The following is a 14,349-nucleotide window of genomic DNA, read 5'->3' as shown; positions in this document are numbered from 1 at the left end:
ACTACTCCAGTTATCCGCGAACCAGATCGACGAACATCTCGTGCACTCGACGGTCCCCGGTAACCTCGGGATGGAAAGAAGTGGCGATCACCGAGCCCTGCCGAACCGCGACGATCCGGCCTGCGGCCTCCCCCGCGGCGGCGGGAACCTGCGCAAGGACCTCAACGCCCGGCCCAACTCGCTCCACCCACGGCGCGCGGATGAAGACGGCGCGAATGGGATCACCGATGATGCCCTCGAACTCCAGGTCGGACTCGAAAGAATCGACCTGCCGACCGAAAGCGTTGCGGCGCACCGTCATGTCGATGGCGCCGAGATGCTCGGCGTCCGGCCGGGTGTCTAGTACCTCGCTGGCGAGCAGAATCATGCCCGCACACGATCCGTAAGCCGGCAGCCCGCCGCGGAGTCGCTCACGAAGCGGTTCCAGCAGCTCGAATACCTGCAGAAGCCGGCTCATCGTGGTGGATTCGCCACCGGGGATCACGATGCCGTCGACCTTGTCGAGTTCCTCCGGGCGCCGGATACCCACCGCATCCGCTCCCGAATCATCGAGTGCGGCAAGGTGTTCGCGAACATCACCTTGGAGGGCGAGTACACCGATCAACGGACGCGTCATCACACAGTTCCTGTCTTGTTCTCACGGCTGTTCTTGCTCTCATGGCTGTCGGGTTCGCGTTCGAGACGCGTCAAACCCTCCTGAACCACCGCTGCCACCATGTTGCCATCGCGATCGTAGATACGCCCCTGAGTGAGCGCGCGACCGAAACCTGCCGACGGCGACGTCTGGTCGTAGAGCAACCACTCGTCGGCCCGGAACGGACGCAGGAACCACATCGCGTGATCGAGCGAAGCAGTCTGCGTCTTCACGCCGCGGTGCGGGACTTTCGAAGTTCCGAGCAGGGTCATGTCACTGAGATACGCAAGCGTGCAGATGTGCAGCAGCGGACGATCCGGCAGAGCCTCGCGGTAGCGCATCCACACGCGTTGCTGCGCGGCGAGATCCGGCGCTGACGCGCTCTGCTCAGCGGGCACAATTCTGATGTCCCAGTTCTTCCACTCCTGATAGAACTGCGATTCAGCCAACTTCGGAACGGTCTGCGCGTCCGGCAAGTCCTCCGGCGCCGGAACGGAGGGCATCCGGTCCTGGTGCTCGATACCTTCGTCGTCGACGTGGAACGAGGCCGACATCGTGAAGATCGTCTTGCCGTCCTGAACTGCATTCACCCGGCGGGTGCAGAACGAGCGCCCGTCGCGGATGCGGTCCACCAGGTAGACCGTCGGAATCTTCGGATTGCCCGGGCGCAGGAAATATCCGTGCAACGAGTGCACGTGGTAGCTCTCGTCAACGGTGCTCACGGCAGAAACCAACGACTGCCCGGCAACCTGCCCGCCGAACGTCCGTTGAAGTGCGGTGGGATGGACCGCACCACGGAAGATGTCCTTCTCCAGGTGTTCGAGCGCGAGGATCTCCTCGATACCAACCATGAGTCCTCCGAAAACATAGACCGCCGCACTGGGCGCGATGACGGTTCACAATATCGCCTCGGCGAGCGGGCACGGCACCATGGTGGGCGTGAGTACATTCATCCCGTCCAGTCCCCTCGCCTTGGCCGAGCAGATTGCAACGCTTAGCGGATCGTTTCCGTCGGTGGCGGTAGTAGCGATCGACGGACCTGATTGTGCACAGCCGTCTCGGCTCGCGGAACTGGTCGGCACCGCCGTCGAGTCGCGCAACAGGCCGAGTGCTGTTGTGTCACTGCACGACTACGTGCGGCCGGCTTCGCTGCGATACGAGTTCGGCCACGAGGATGCGCTGAGTTACCGCACTATCTAGTTCGACTATCCGGCACTCGATCGTGAAGTGATCACCGCAGCCCGCACCAAACGGGCGTTCTTGCCGAAACTCTGGGACGAACCCACCGATCGATCGGCTAGTTCGACCCGTATCCCCGTCCATGAGCGCGCGGTCATCGTGATCGCCGGTCCGATGTTGCTCGGGCGCGGGCTGGAGTTCGACGTCAGCGTCCGCCTGGACATGAGCGAACCTGCCATGCGGCGGCACACACCGGAGGCAGATCTGTGGACCGTCGAGGCACTCCTCGAACACCGATCAGAAGTGTCCGAGGAGGTCGATTTCGAGGTCAGATACGACCATCCGGCCCGGCCTGCGGTGCGGTCTCGCCAGTGAAGGTCTCACTGCGATTGATGTCACGTCGGCCGACCTCACTTCGGGCGATACAGCCTGGTCAGACCCTCCTGGACGACTGCAGCAACCATATTTCCTCGGCTGTCGAAGATTCGTCCCTGCGTCAGTGCGCGACCGAAGCCCGCTGACGGCGACGTCTGGTCGTACAACAGCCACTCGTCGGCGCGGAACGGCCGCAGGAACCACATGGCGTGATCGAGCGAAGCGCTTTGCATGGCGACGTCCATGTGGGGGCCGCGAGAAGATCCGAGCAGCGTCATGTCGCTCATGTAGGCAAGCGTGCACACGTGAAATACCGGGTCGTCCGGGAGTGCCTCGCGGGAACGGAACCACACTTGCTGCTGCGCGGCAGCGCCCGGACGTTTGTCGATGTCGGCCTTCGGCACCATTCGAAGGTCCCAATCGGACCACTCACGCGCCAGCCACGCAGTCTCGGGATCCTCCGAATCCTGGGCGATGGCCAAGGTCTCGGGGTCAGGAACGGGTGGCATCTCGTCCTGGTGCTCGATGCCTTCGTCTTGGACGTGGAAGGACGCCGACATCGTGAAAATGGCTTGCCCGTCTTGAATTCCGGTGACCAAGCGGGTCGCGAACGATCGACCGTCCCGAACACGATCAACCAGAAAAACCGTCGGCTCCATCGGATTTCCCGGACGCAGGAAATATCCGTGCAACGAATGAACCGAGTAGGCCGGATCGACCGTGCGTACCGCCGACACCAATGCCTGTCCGGCGACCTGGCCGCCGAAAGTGCGGGTCAGGGTGGTCTCCGCGATGATTCCTCGAAAGATGTCCCGCTCGAGGCGTTCCAACTCCAGAATTTCTTCGATCCTCGCCATCGATGCTCCACATCTTCCCGTGTACCGACGTCTACCGACCTTCACACAATGCCTGACGCACCCCCGGCCACCAAAGTGGGCATACAAAATCATGGAGCTGCACGCCGCCCTACTCAGAATGGGGGTGGATCGCCTCCGCCGTCGAAGGTCCTCCTCCGGACCTTCTTCTTCATTCGGAGGTGCATTCGTAACCGCTGCCGCCGGCGTTCACCCCGCACACGAGCGGCCTTGTTTTCCAGACGTGTGCGCCGACGCCGACCACCCTCGGGCAGTACAGGCTCGAGCCTTCCCGCCAGCAGACCTGACGGCCTCGTTCGGTAGCAATGTCCGGTCGGCGAGGTCAGCATGACGCTGCGGTCCGGGTTCGAGGTGTGCACCCACTGACCGGAGTGCTTGAGGCGGTGATGGTTTCGACAATAGGCACTCAAGTTCGAGGCCACCGTCTTTCCACCACGAGTGGGATCGCGATGATCAAAGGGTTCAGTGTGATCGAGATCGGAATTCCATGCCGCGACATCGCAGTGCAGCCACTGACAGCTTCCTGCGATCACCCGCACCCACGTGTCGAGGACAGCGCCCGGGCGGTACACGAACGCAGAAGGAACGACGGGCGAAGGTACTGGCTCGCCCATACCGGCAGCCTCGAGCGCGGCGTCGGCTGGTACCTTCACATTCCGAATCAGCGCACCCGCGGCGATGTCACGCGCATGCTCTGCGCTGATCACGCCATTACCGTCGAGATGAGCGGGTTCGTGTCCACCTGGTGCGTCACCGCCCTGAAGCGTGGATTCCAGCATGACCACGTGAACCAACGGCCGACGCACCACAACAATCCCGCTACGGTCTTGTGGGCAGTCGGCCCGGCCGCAATCGCACGGCAGAATCGTCGACCCGGCTACCAACGCTCCCAATGCGTCGGCTCGTCTCTGCTCGTACTTACGGGAATCGTGTCGACACACCGACATCGCCAACTCACGTAACCGACTATCGAAAGCCCGTGCGTCCTCCGCCGGGATGCTCCCCAAAATCCGCGCCATTCCGTCTTCGGCAGCGCTCACACCCGCGAACCGGTCAGCGAGGGCGCGGCGTCGACGCTCGCGCATCCCCTCCGGATCCACCACGGCGACGATACGGTCGATGGCCGCCGTCAATCGGCGGCCCGTCATGCCGGTACCGCCATGTATCGGTGGTGCTGAAATCTTTTCGAGGAGTTGCCGTTCCACCTCGTCTATCAAATCGTCATCGACGTTGGCTGTAGCGGAGTCGACCAATCCGACTCGATACAAATCCAGTTCTCCGCGCGCCATGGCGGCACGCGTGCGATGGAGGCGAGTCTTGAGAGAAAAGCCGAGACCGATCAACTTTCCCGCTGCGGCACGGCCCATGGTCAATGCCGCGCCGAGCTCGGCCTCAGCCAGTTCGTGAGCGGTAGACGACCAAGCACCGTTATCAGTGTGGTCAGCGCTGCGACGCTCGAAAAACTCGGCAATGGCAGCCAGTTTCCGTTCCACGAGCATCGATTCGCGCGCATGCAGATCGGCGATGAGATCGATGAGGGCGCAGTCGGATTCAGCACCGGACAGCTGCGCTGCGGTACCCGAACTTCCTACTCCGTCATCGAACATTCCTCAACATTATTCGAATATACGTTCGACATCCATGATTTCCAGGAATCAGTCCGAACAATCCCGATTGACCGAAAATTGTTGCGGAGCAACCTTTGCTGCCACTCGTGTTCCGGCAACGGATTCCCCTACTGAACCAGGGCGTTGATAATGCGGGCAGCTTCGGCCGGGTAGATAGGGCGGTCGGACCCACCACTCAATACCCAGTGGACTGGACTACCTTCGTCTAGGACTCGGAATTGCACGTCGAGCGGAAACGCATCGATGTCAGCTGAGTCGACTGCAAAGACATGGACAATCTCATGCCCAGGCCGCCCCTCGAACTCGAAGATATTCTCGACGACCTCCGTGACAGTGTCCTTGCCGTCGAGCACCAGTACGCGACCGGACAGGCGAATATCACCAAAAGTGATGGGGTGGGCGCAAATACGACTTGGACTTGCCGAGACTCCCGATGACAGACTCGAACACCATTCCCGGACAAAAGAACCCATTGAGGAACCGATGAACGACGCAAGTACCTGGACCGCACGACTCGCCGCACTCGACCTGACCCTCCCGCCTGTTGCCACCCCCGCAGGCTCATACCTCCCCGCCGTTCAGACGGGGTCATACGTCTACACGTCGGGGCAATTGCCGCTCGTCGACGGCACTACGACGTGCATCGGTAAGTTGGGCGAGGGCGTCTCCGTCGAAGACGCCGCCCAGGCGGCGCGGTTGTGCACTCTCAACGGACTCGCGGCAGTCGATGCCTTAGTCGGGCTCGATCGCATCGTTCGGGTCGTCAAGGTCGTTGGATTTGTTGCTTCCGGATCGGGATTTTCGCAGCAACCCCAGGTGATCAACGGTGCGTCCGACCTGCTGGCCGAGATCTTCGGTTCGGCTGGACAACACGCCCGCTCAGCGATCGGCGTCGCCGAACTACCCCGAAACAGTGCCGTCGAGGTCGAGTTCGTGTTCGAGGTATCGGACAGCATCTGATCGGTCTGCCACACCCCGAAGGGGCGGCGGTTGCCAACGCAACCGCCGCCCCTTCGTCTGTGAGGACTTTCAGGAATTGGGCCCGGTCGTCGAACCTGCTGTCACCAACCGCGCTCTGCGAGGCGGTGTCCGACAGGCAGGTCGTCGACGTTGATGCCGACCATTGCCTCGCCGAGTCCGCGCGAGACCTTGGCGAGCACGTCCGGGTCGTCGTAGAACGTGGTGGCCTTGACGATTGCCTCGGCGCGCTGCTTCGGATTGCCGGACTTGAAGATGCCCGATCCGACGAACACGCCCTCGGCGCCGAGCTGCATCATCATCGCAGCGTCTGCCGGCGTGGCGATGCCGCCGGCGGTGAACATGGTGACCGGCAGCTTGCCGGCCTTGGCGACCTCGACGACCAGTTCGTACGGGGCCTGCAGTTCCTTGGCGGCTACGTACAGTTCGTCTTCGCTCAGCGAGGTCAACCGGCGGATCTCGCCGCGGATGGTGCGCATGTGGGTGGTGGCGTTGGAGACGTCTCCGGTGCCTGCTTCACCCTTCGAGCGGATCATGGCCGCGCCTTCGTTGATGCGACGGAGCGCTTCGCCGAGGTTGGTGGCGCCACAGACGAAGGGAGCGGTGAACTTCCACTTGTCGATGTGGTTGGCGTAGTCGGCCGGGGTCAGGACCTCGGACTCGTCGATGTAGTCGACGCCGAGGCTCTGCAGGATCTGCGCTTCGACGAAGTGACCGATGCGTGCCTTCGCCATGACGGGGATGCTGACGGTGGAGATGATGCTGTCGATCATGTCCGGGTCACTCATGCGCGAGACGCCGCCCTGTGCGCGAATGTCTGCGGGGACCCGCTCGAGTGCCATGACGGCGACGGCGCCGGCGTCTTCGGCGATCTTGGCCTGCTCAGCGGTGACCACGTCCATGATCACACCGCCCTTGAGCATTTCAGCCATGCCGCGCTTGACGCGGGCGGTGCCGATGGCGGTGGTGGGGGCAGAGTCGGGGGTGCTCACAGCAAACTCCTGCAGTAGTGGCGTGACGAAAGAAACAAGGCACGGCGAACACACGAGTTCATTCGCGCGGAGGCCTCTGGCCAGAACTCTAGGACGAACCGGCCTTCGATTCCGTATCCAATTTGCCATTGCTGGCCTTAAACTGCCCGCGAGAACTGAACGACCGAAGGATCAGCGGATGGAACGCACTTCCGGATCCTCGGTACCGTCCGCGATCGTCGCCGCTTCCACCAGGAGGTTTGCCAGATCCAACGGGTAGACCGGCTCACCGGACTTGGCCAATTGGCGGATCTCGTCGGCGCTGCACCAGCGATGGCCGGTGATGGCACGCTGCTCCAATTCCGTGTGGCCTTGGAAGACCGGCTCGAAGCCGTGAGTGCGCGTAGCGAAGAACAGCTCTTCCGAACGGATCAGCTCACCGTCGAACGGGAAAATCGCCACACGACGCCAGAGCGGACCTCGCAGATTCTCCGGAGCCACGACGAATCCGGTCTCCTCCTCGATCTCACGAACGGCAGCCGCCCGTAGGTGTTCGCCGCGTTCGAGCCCGCCGCCGACGGTGAACCAGAAGTAAGTGTTCGGGATCTTGGGATCGTGCCCGCGCAACAGCAGCACCCGATCTTCCTCGTCCAGCATCACCACGCGGGCAGAGGTCCGTGACGTATCCACGGTGATGCCCTCGGGCACCGCCGCCGCGGTCGTGCGCTCCGATATCTCGAAGTACTGAGGTAGCGGTGCCGTTCCCCCGAGGTGCAGCCAGCGAACAAGTCGACGCGTACGCAACGCGAGAGTGTCGCGCACCGCGTCGTTGTGGAACCGCCGAGCGATCAGGACCCTCGCCTCGGCATCGGCCAACTCGGCCACCAGTTGAGGTCGCAGCGACGTCGTGCCGTAGGCAGCGAGAGCATTGGACAGCCGGTTCTCGGCAAGCTCGCGATCCTGACGATCCGCACGTTCGGCGGCGTCCGCCAAGGTGACGAATCTGCGGGCGTCGTCGGCGCTCATGTCCACAGCCGCCGCGCGGACAACCGCGGCACGACGGGACAGAGCCGCATCGAGCGCCAACCACGACTGATCCGAACGCACATGCAGTCGATCGAGTCGGTTCGCCGTCCCGTACGCCCACAGTCCGACGACCAGGACGACGGCAGCGACGAGCCCGAGAATGAAGATTGTCAGAGCGGAGAAGGTCATGAACCCACCACGCGTACGCCGGTGCCGCCAACCGTGACGGTCTCGTAGACACGCAGGATCTGTTCGGCCACCACCGGCCAGTCGTATTCGGCAACAACACTTGTCGCGGTGTTGACCAGCGCGCGTCGTCGATCCGGGTCACCGAGAACGGAATCGATTGCCTCTGCCAAGGCATCGGAGTTCCCGATGGGGACCAGCAAGCCGGCCTGACCGTCGCGAAGAACACGGCGAAAAGCGTCCAACTCACTGGCCACGACGGCAGTGCCAGCCGCCATGGCCTCGACCAGCACGATCCCGAAGCTCTCACCGCCGAGATTGGGCGCGCAGTAGACGTCCGCACTGCGAAGCGCCGACGCTTTCTCCTCGTCACTGACCTGCCCGAGCAGGCGGAGATGCTTGAAGTACTTGCCCGCCTCTTTGCGGAGTTTCTCCTCGTCGCCGCGTCCGACCACGATCACTTCGAGATCCGGGTGACGCTCGACCAACTCCGGCAGTGCGCCGAGGAGGACGGCCATCCCCTTGCGCGGTTCGTCGTAGCGACCGAGGAACAGAATGGTTCCACCTTCGCGCGGGTAGCCGGGCAACAGATCGGCCTCGGCAAACGCTGCGACATCGACGCCGTTGGGGATCTCGACCGCGTCGGATCCGAGAGACTCGACCTGCCAACGACGCGCCAACTCCGAGACTGCGATCCGGCCGCTGATCTTCTCGAGATACGGAGCCAAGACACCCTGAAACGTGCTCAGCACCAACGACTTCGTGGTCGACGTGTGGAAGGTGGCGACGATCGGGCCTTCCGCGATGCGCAACGCGAGCATGGACAGACTCGGCGCATTGGGTTCGTGGATATGTAGAACGTCGAAGTCACCTTCCGCGATGAACTTGCGGAGGCGGTTGTTCGCCGTCGGGCCGAAAGACAACCGCGCAACAGAACCGTTGTAGGGAATCGCGACGGCTTTACCTGCGGAAACCACAAAATCCGGCAACTCGTCGTCATCGGACGACGGCGCAAGCACACTCACTTTGTGACCACGTTCGATCAGCACCTCGGCCAGATCCACCACGTGCGCCTGGACGCCGCCGGGGACGTCGAAGGAGTACGGGCAGATCATGCCGATTTTCATTCACCCTCCATGCGGGCGAGCCGCGATTCGGAAAGGTCCGAGCGCCACAGCGGTTGAAGCATGTGCCAGTCAGCGGGGTGCGCTGCGATGTTGACCGCGAAACGGTCGGCAAGTGCTTGCGTGGCCGGGCCGACTCCGCCGGATACGTCGATCGGCGGGTCGATCTTGAAGCCCCATCCGTCGGGTGTGAACCAGCAGTGGACCGGTAGCAGCGGCGCGCCGGTGTCGATCGCGAGCTTCGCCGGGCCGGCGGGCATGCGAGTGGGTTCTCCGAAGAACGTGACGGGCACACCCTTCTTCGCCAGATCGCGCTCCCCCAACAGGCACACGATCTTGTTCTCACGCAGATGCTTGGAGAGTTCGACGAACGGAGGATGCTCCCCGCCGCTGAGCGGGAAGATCTCGAAGCCGAGACTCTCGCGATAGTCGACGAACCGTTCGTACAGGGATTCGGGCTTGAGCCGCTCGGCAACGGAGGTCAACCCGCCCCACTGCTGAACGCACCACACGCCGGCCATGTCCCAATTACCGCTGTGAGGCAACGCCAATACCGCGCCATGACCTGCCGCCATTGCCTTTTCCAGATGTTCTTGGCCCTCGACCAGCGCATGCAGCGCCTTACCTGTCGCGACCAGGTCCATCGACGGAAGACGAAACGCCTCACGCCAATACCGGGCGTACGAGCGCATCGAATCCTTGATCAACTGATCCGGAACTTGCTCCGGCGTCGTGCCCAGAACTCTCGCGAGGTTCTTCCTGAGTTGTTCGGGTCCGCCCTTGCGTACCGCGAAATCCGCTCCGGCGTCGAACAGCTTGACCGCCACCGATTCCGGCAGGCTTCGCACCAGACGCCAACCCGCGGCGTATCCCAGGTCGGTTGCACGCTCGGCAAAGCTCATTTCTCTGCCTCGCCGTCCGTGTTCGGCGCACCTTCGACCGTCGATGCGGCCGGGGCGATCGGCAGAAGTTCCCGGGCGCCAGGGGAATTGCGCACCGCGAGCACTCGCTGGAAGACCGTCACGATGCTTCCGGCGGCAAGTACCCACATCGCGATGTGGATTGCCCACGGAAGACCCATACCCGTCAGGCCGGATCCGACCAACACGATGATCAATCGGTCCGGGCGCTCGATCCACCCGCCGTCCGCAGTCAGCCCGCTCGCCTCCGCGCGCGCCTTCGCGTACGAGATGACCTGCGAGGTGACGAGGCAGATGAGCGTCGCGACGAGCAGCCACTTGCTGTTCTCGTGGTAGACCACCCACCAGGCCAGGCCGGCAAAAATCGCGCCGTCGGCGACGCGGTCGCAGGTCGCGTCCAGTACCGCCCCGTACCGCGTTCCGCCGCCGCGAGCACGAGCCATTGCGCCGTCGAGCATGTCGAACATGACGAAGAACCAGATGAACATGGTTCCCCAGAACAGATGTCCGGACGGAAACAGCGTCACCGCACCGGCGACGCTTGCCACCGTGCCGATCACCGTCACCGAGTCCGGCGTCAGACCGGTCTTGACCAGCGCCTTCCCCATAGGTGCCGTCACCTTGGACACCGATGCGCGCCCGAAGAAGCTCAACACCGCAGGAACCCTCCCCGTCGTGAGTTCCGGTTCGGAACTCGTTGCAGCAATGCATCCTGCCATGAAGCCGGATGCGTCAACCTATTGTTGCCAGGCACCGGCGAGTAGTCCCCTGGTCTCCCGCAGCAATTGCGGCATCACCTTGACCCCACCGAGCACGGTGATGAAGTTGGCGTCGCCGCCCCAACGTGGCACTACGTGTTGGTGAAGGTGCTCGGACAGCGAACCGCCCGCAGCGGCACCGAGATTCAGGCCGACGTTGAATCCGTGAGGATTCGACACGCTCTTGATCACCCGCAACGCCTGCTGGGTGAACGCCATCAACTCGGCGCTCTCCTCCGGCGTCAGGTCTTCGAGTGCCGCGACCTTGCGGTACGGAACCACCATCAGGTGCCCCGGGTTGTACGGATACAGGTTCAGAACCGCATAGACATGCTCACCGCGGGCAACGATCAGTCCTTCTTCGTCCGACATCTTCGGAATGTCGATGAACGGTTCACCTGTCGTGCCCGGGGTGTTGGGCGCCTCGGTGATGTACGACATCCGATGCGGCGACCAAATGCGCTGCAAATGGTCAGGGTCACCGACGCCGTGGTCGATCAGCGAACCCGGACCGTCGTCACCGGGGGCGCTCACTGCGCCACGCTTGGCTGCACCAGTTCGGCTGTCGGCGAGGCGTTCTCGCGGCGGCCGATCCACTCGGTGATGATCCGGACGGCGTCGTCGACGGGAATGCCGTTAATCTGGGTGCCGTCGCGGAAACGGAAGCTGACCGCGCCGGCCTCCACGTCACGCTCGCCCGCGAGGAGCATGAACGGGACCTTTTGCGTGGTGTGGTTACGGATCTTCTTCTGCATACGGTCGTCACTGAAGTCGACCTCGGCGCGAACACCGGCTGCCTTGAGCTTCTTCGTGACGTCGAACAGGTGATCGGCGAAGGCCTCGGCCACCGGGATTCCGACGACCTGCACCGGCGCCAGCCACGCCGGGAACGCGCCCGCGTAGTGCTCGGTCAGGACACCGAAGAACCGCTCGATCGAGCCGAACAGCGCGCGGTGGATCATGACCGGACGAGTCTTGACGCCGTCGTTGCCGGTGTATTCGAGCTCGAACCGCTCGGGCAGGTTGAAGTCGAGCTGGATGGTCGACATCTGCCAGGTGCGGCCGAGTGCGTCCTTGACCTGAACGGAGATCTTGGGACCGTAGAACGCGGCTCCGCCCGGATCCGGCACCAGAGTCAGGCCGGAAGCTTCGCCGACCTCGGCGAGCGTTGCGGTCGCCTCTTCCCAGACGTCGTCGCTACCGACGAACTTGTCCGGGTTTTTGGTGGACAGTTCGAGGTAGAAGTCGTCGAGGCCGTAGTCCTTGAGCAGGTTCAGCACGAACTGCAGGGTGGTGGTCAGCTCGTCGCGCATCTGCTCACGGGTGCAGTAGATGTGAGCGTCGTCCTGGGTCATGCCGCGCACGCGGGTCAGGCCGTGGATGACGCCGGACTTCTCGTAGCGGTAGACCGAGCCGAATTCGAAGAGCCGCAACGGCAATTCACGGTACGAGCGTCCGCGAGCACGGAAGATCAGGTTGTGCATCGGGCAGTTCATCGGCTTGAGGTAGTAGTCCTGGCCCGGCTTGCGCACGGTGCCGTCCTCGTTCAGTTCCTCGTCGACGTGCATCGCCGGGAACATGCCGTCGCGGTACCAGTCGAGGTGACCGGAAACCTCGTACAGATGCCCCTTGGTGATGTGCGGAGTGTTGACGAACTCGTAGCCCGCCTCGATGTGGCGGCTGCGCGAGTAGTTCTCCATCTCGGTGCGGATGATGCCGCCCTTGGGATGGAACACCGGCAGACCCGAACCGAGCTCGTCGGGGAAGCTGAAGAGGTCCAGTTCGGTACCGAGCTTGCGGTGATCACGACGCTCGGCCTCGGCGAGCAGTTCGAGGTATTCGTCCTGAGCCTCGGTGGACTCCCACGCGGTGCCGTAGACACGCTGAAGATCGGCGTTGTCCTGGTTGCCACGCCAGTAGGCGGCGGAGCTTCGGGTCAACTTGAAGGCCGGGATGTGCTTGGTGGTCGGAATGTGCGGGCCGCGGCACAGATCGGACCAGATCTTGTCGCCGGTACGAGGATCGAGATTGTCGTAGATGGTCAGCTCGTTGCCGCCCACCTCCATGATCTCGGGATCGTCGATACCGGACTTGTCGTCGATCAATTCGAGCTTGAAGGGCTCGTCGGCCAACTCGACCCGAGCGTCCTCGATCGAATCGACGACTCGACGCGAAAAGCGCTGTGATCCCTTGATGATCTGCTTCATACGCTTTTCGAGCTTGGCCAGATCTTCCGGAGTGAACGGGCGGTCCACCGCGAAGTCGTAGTAGAAGCCGTCCTTGATCGGCGGACCGATGCCGAGCTTCGCGTCGGGGAATTCTTTCTGAACCGCCTGCGCGAGGACGTGGGCCGCGGAGTGCCGGATGACGCTGCGGCCGTCCTCGGTGGATGCTGCCACCGGCTCGACGTCGACATCGACCTCAGGTGTCCACGACAGATCCTTGAGCGTTCCCTCGCCATCGCGGACAACGACGATCACGTCGGGCCCCTTCGTGGGGTATCCGGCTTCGCGCACTGCAGTCCCGGCGGTCGTCCCCGCGGGCACCCGAAGTGGGGCGGCTGAGTGCTCTGGCGCGGGACTGGTCACGGCGATGTGCTCCTAAAGGTATTGCGACAAGTTAGACAGGCGTCGTACCCACTGCGAGCACGCGCACGATCATGTTATCGGCCCTACCGACATGGTGAGACAACCGAGTGAAGGAAACCGGGCCGCGTTCAACTCACAGCGGCGACTCGAGCCACGAGTAGTCCAGGCCCACCCATGTCCCGATCAGGCCGAAAGTGCCGAGCACCCACAAAGTCGCCAGGACGATCACTGTGGTGAACAGAACGCCCAACCCTTTGACGAACAGCGACTGCTTGCCGAACCATTCCATGAACCGGTCGTATCGAGCCTTCGCGAAATGAAGGAGTCGATGTGCCCACGCGAACTCCGACGCCAGGATGCCGAGGCCGGCGAAAACGATGAGCCAACCGGGCCCGGGGTACGGAATAGCCACGATGCCGGCGGCGAACACGATCGTGCCCACGACTCCGACGCCGATGCGGTACGCAAGATTGAGGGTGGGCCGCGCGGCGATTCCCGCGCGCCACCGCTCCCAGCGGGACTCTGCGTCCTGGAAGACGGACAGGTCTGAATCGTCGACGGAAGAATCGACCTTTTCGGTACTCAAAGCAGTCACCTTTTCGGTCGCGAAATGTCTCTTCGACCAGGCTACCGAAATCGTCGCCCGGCGACCTGCGACGACGGTCTGCATCCCGAAATAGCCGTGCCCTCGAACAGCTGTGCCCTCGACCAGCTGTGCTCTCAAACGACTAAAGGCGTCCCCGATGATCGGGAACGCCTTCAGTGTTTTTCTGTGGTCCCGGCTGGGATCGAACCAGCGACCTTCCGCGTGTGAAGCGGACGCTCTCCCACTGAGCCACGGGACCGTAAGTCATCCGAACGCATGCGCTCGAACGAGTTGGAACATTAACACGGCTGCGCGATGAATACGAATCACCAGGTTGGCATTCGTTTTGCTCCAGGCCGCCCCGAAATCTACGAATTCGAACTGATTTCAGACCGTATTCATCGCCAAGACGGACAGTTGCAACGCGCGCGACGGGCCGATTCGACTCCGAACACGCCACTGAGCTGGTGATTTGTGTGTATCCGACACGGTCGGCTAATGTTTCCAACGCACCGAGGAGA

13 protein-coding genes, 1 tRNA gene and 1 pseudogene are annotated in these 14,349 nt (G+C 62.8%); 2 read left to right on the top strand and 13 right to left on the bottom strand.

All coding sequences use genetic code 11. The features are described from left to right. Positions 1–10: 10 nt before the first annotated feature. Together pdxT and tesB are read right to left on the bottom strand one after the other, a co-directional pair. A complete protein-coding gene (gene pdxT / locus ACBG85_RS13635; protein ID WP_007732937.1) occupies positions 11–616 on the bottom strand; it encodes a pyridoxal 5'-phosphate synthase glutaminase subunit PdxT in 606 nt (201 codons plus the stop codon). Further along, a complete protein-coding gene (gene tesB / locus ACBG85_RS13630) occupies positions 616–1,485 on the bottom strand; it encodes an acyl-CoA thioesterase II (RefSeq protein ID WP_007732935.1) in 870 nt (289 codons plus the stop codon). Before tesB ends, pdxT begins: the two co-directional genes overlap by 1 nt. A gap of 79 nt (positions 1,486–1,564) precedes the next feature. Between tesB and ACBG85_RS13625 the strand changes: the two are divergent. Next, a pseudogene (locus ACBG85_RS13625) lies at positions 1,565–2,188 on the top strand (hypothetical protein). Positions 2,189–2,223: 35 nt separating this feature from the next. Here the strand turns inward: ACBG85_RS13625 and ACBG85_RS13620 are convergent. Next, complete coding sequence (locus ACBG85_RS13620) at positions 2,224–3,045, bottom strand: acyl-CoA thioesterase II (protein WP_003943337.1); 822 nt, start codon at positions 3,043–3,045, stop codon at positions 2,224–2,226. A 113-nt stretch (positions 3,046–3,158) separates the two neighbouring features. Beyond that, on the bottom strand, positions 3,159–4,670 hold the full coding sequence (locus tag ACBG85_RS13615) for a DUF222 domain-containing protein (protein WP_372027748.1): 1,512 nt from the start codon (positions 4,668–4,670) through the stop codon (positions 3,159–3,161). Positions 4,671–5,174: 504 nt separating this feature from the next. Here ACBG85_RS13615 and ACBG85_RS13610 point away from each other — a divergent pair. Continuing rightward, a complete protein-coding gene (locus tag ACBG85_RS13610; protein WP_050656607.1) occupies positions 5,175–5,651 on the top strand; it encodes a RidA family protein in 477 nt (158 codons plus the stop codon). A gap of 101 nt (positions 5,652–5,752) precedes the next feature. Here ACBG85_RS13610 and pdxS read toward each other — a convergent pair whose 3' ends face one another. The 9 genes from pdxS to ACBG85_RS13565 all read right to left on the bottom strand — a co-directional run bounded on the left by pdxS (position 5,753) and on the right by ACBG85_RS13565 (position 14,087). After that, complete coding sequence (gene pdxS, locus ACBG85_RS13605; protein WP_003943338.1) at positions 5,753–6,661, bottom strand: pyridoxal 5'-phosphate synthase lyase subunit PdxS; 909 nt, start codon at positions 6,659–6,661, stop codon at positions 5,753–5,755. A gap of 171 nt (positions 6,662–6,832) precedes the next feature. Further along, positions 6,833–7,855, bottom strand: a complete 1,023-nt coding sequence (locus ACBG85_RS13600) for an NUDIX domain-containing protein (protein WP_042449941.1) — start codon at positions 7,853–7,855, stop codon at positions 6,833–6,835. Beyond that, the gene (locus ACBG85_RS13595) at positions 7,852–8,979 is read right to left on the bottom strand and encodes a glycosyltransferase family 4 protein (protein WP_003943332.1); all 1,128 of its coding nucleotides are present in this window, start codon (positions 8,977–8,979) and stop codon (positions 7,852–7,854) included. Before ACBG85_RS13595 ends, ACBG85_RS13600 begins: the two co-directional genes overlap by 4 nt. After that, a complete protein-coding gene (locus ACBG85_RS13590) occupies positions 8,976–9,878 on the bottom strand; it encodes a phosphatidylinositol mannoside acyltransferase (protein WP_030536867.1) in 903 nt (300 codons plus the stop codon). The genes ACBG85_RS13595 and ACBG85_RS13590 overlap by 4 nt, the downstream gene beginning before the upstream one ends. Further along, entirely contained in the window at positions 9,875–10,552 is a 678-nt protein-coding gene (pgsA, locus tag ACBG85_RS13585; protein WP_372027745.1) for a phosphatidylinositol phosphate synthase, read from the bottom strand. The genes ACBG85_RS13590 and pgsA overlap by 4 nt, the downstream gene beginning before the upstream one ends. 81 nt (positions 10,553–10,633) lie before the next feature. Continuing rightward, on the bottom strand, positions 10,634–11,188 hold the full coding sequence (locus ACBG85_RS13580) for an HIT domain-containing protein (RefSeq protein ID WP_003943307.1): 555 nt from the start codon (positions 11,186–11,188) through the stop codon (positions 10,634–10,636). Next, on the bottom strand, positions 11,185–13,242 hold the full coding sequence (thrS, locus tag ACBG85_RS13575; protein ID WP_007732914.1) for a threonine--tRNA ligase: 2,058 nt from the start codon (positions 13,240–13,242) through the stop codon (positions 11,185–11,187). Before thrS ends, ACBG85_RS13580 begins: the two co-directional genes overlap by 4 nt. Before the next feature lie 133 nt (positions 13,243–13,375). Further along, a complete protein-coding gene (locus ACBG85_RS13570) occupies positions 13,376–13,828 on the bottom strand; it encodes a TIGR02611 family protein (RefSeq protein ID WP_030536868.1) in 453 nt (150 codons plus the stop codon). A gap of 187 nt (positions 13,829–14,015) precedes the next feature. Next, a tRNA-Val gene (locus tag ACBG85_RS13565) sits at positions 14,016–14,087 on the bottom strand. Positions 14,088–14,349 lie beyond the last annotated feature (262 nt).

This window comes from Rhodococcus sp. NyZ502, assembly GCF_041464245.1.
GTDB classification, from domain to species: Bacteria; Actinomycetota; Actinomycetes; order Mycobacteriales; family Mycobacteriaceae; genus Rhodococcus_F; species Rhodococcus_F qingshengii.
Note: the sequence above shows the minus strand (reverse complement) of the source record. Positions and strands in the feature narration are given on the sequence as shown.

Bases quoted from the DNA above. Each gene is read 5' to 3' on its own strand.
- ACBG85_RS13600 (WP_042449941.1), bottom strand. From the start codon at position 7,855: ATGACCTTCTCCGCTCTGACAATCTTCATTCTCGGGCTCGTCGCTGCC.
- ACBG85_RS13595 (WP_003943332.1), bottom strand. From the start codon at position 8,979: ATGAAAATCGGCATGATCTGCCCGTACTCCTTCGACGTCCCCGGCGGC.
- ACBG85_RS13620 (WP_003943337.1), bottom strand. From the start codon at position 3,045: ATGGCGAGGATCGAAGAAATTCTGGAGTTGGAACGCCTCGAGCGGGAC.
- tesB (WP_007732935.1), bottom strand. From the start codon at position 1,485: ATGGTTGGTATCGAGGAGATCCTCGCGCTCGAACACCTGGAGAAGGAC.
- ACBG85_RS13615 (WP_372027748.1), bottom strand. From the start codon at position 4,670: ATGTTCGATGACGGAGTAGGAAGTTCGGGTACCGCAGCGCAGCTGTCC.
- ACBG85_RS13610 (WP_050656607.1), top strand. From the start codon at position 5,175: ATGAACGACGCAAGTACCTGGACCGCACGACTCGCCGCACTCGACCTG.
- ACBG85_RS13590 (WP_030536867.1), bottom strand. From the start codon at position 9,878: ATGAGCTTTGCCGAGCGTGCAACCGACCTGGGATACGCCGCGGGTTGG.
- pdxT (WP_007732937.1), bottom strand. From the start codon at position 616: ATGACGCGTCCGTTGATCGGTGTACTCGCCCTCCAAGGTGATGTTCGC.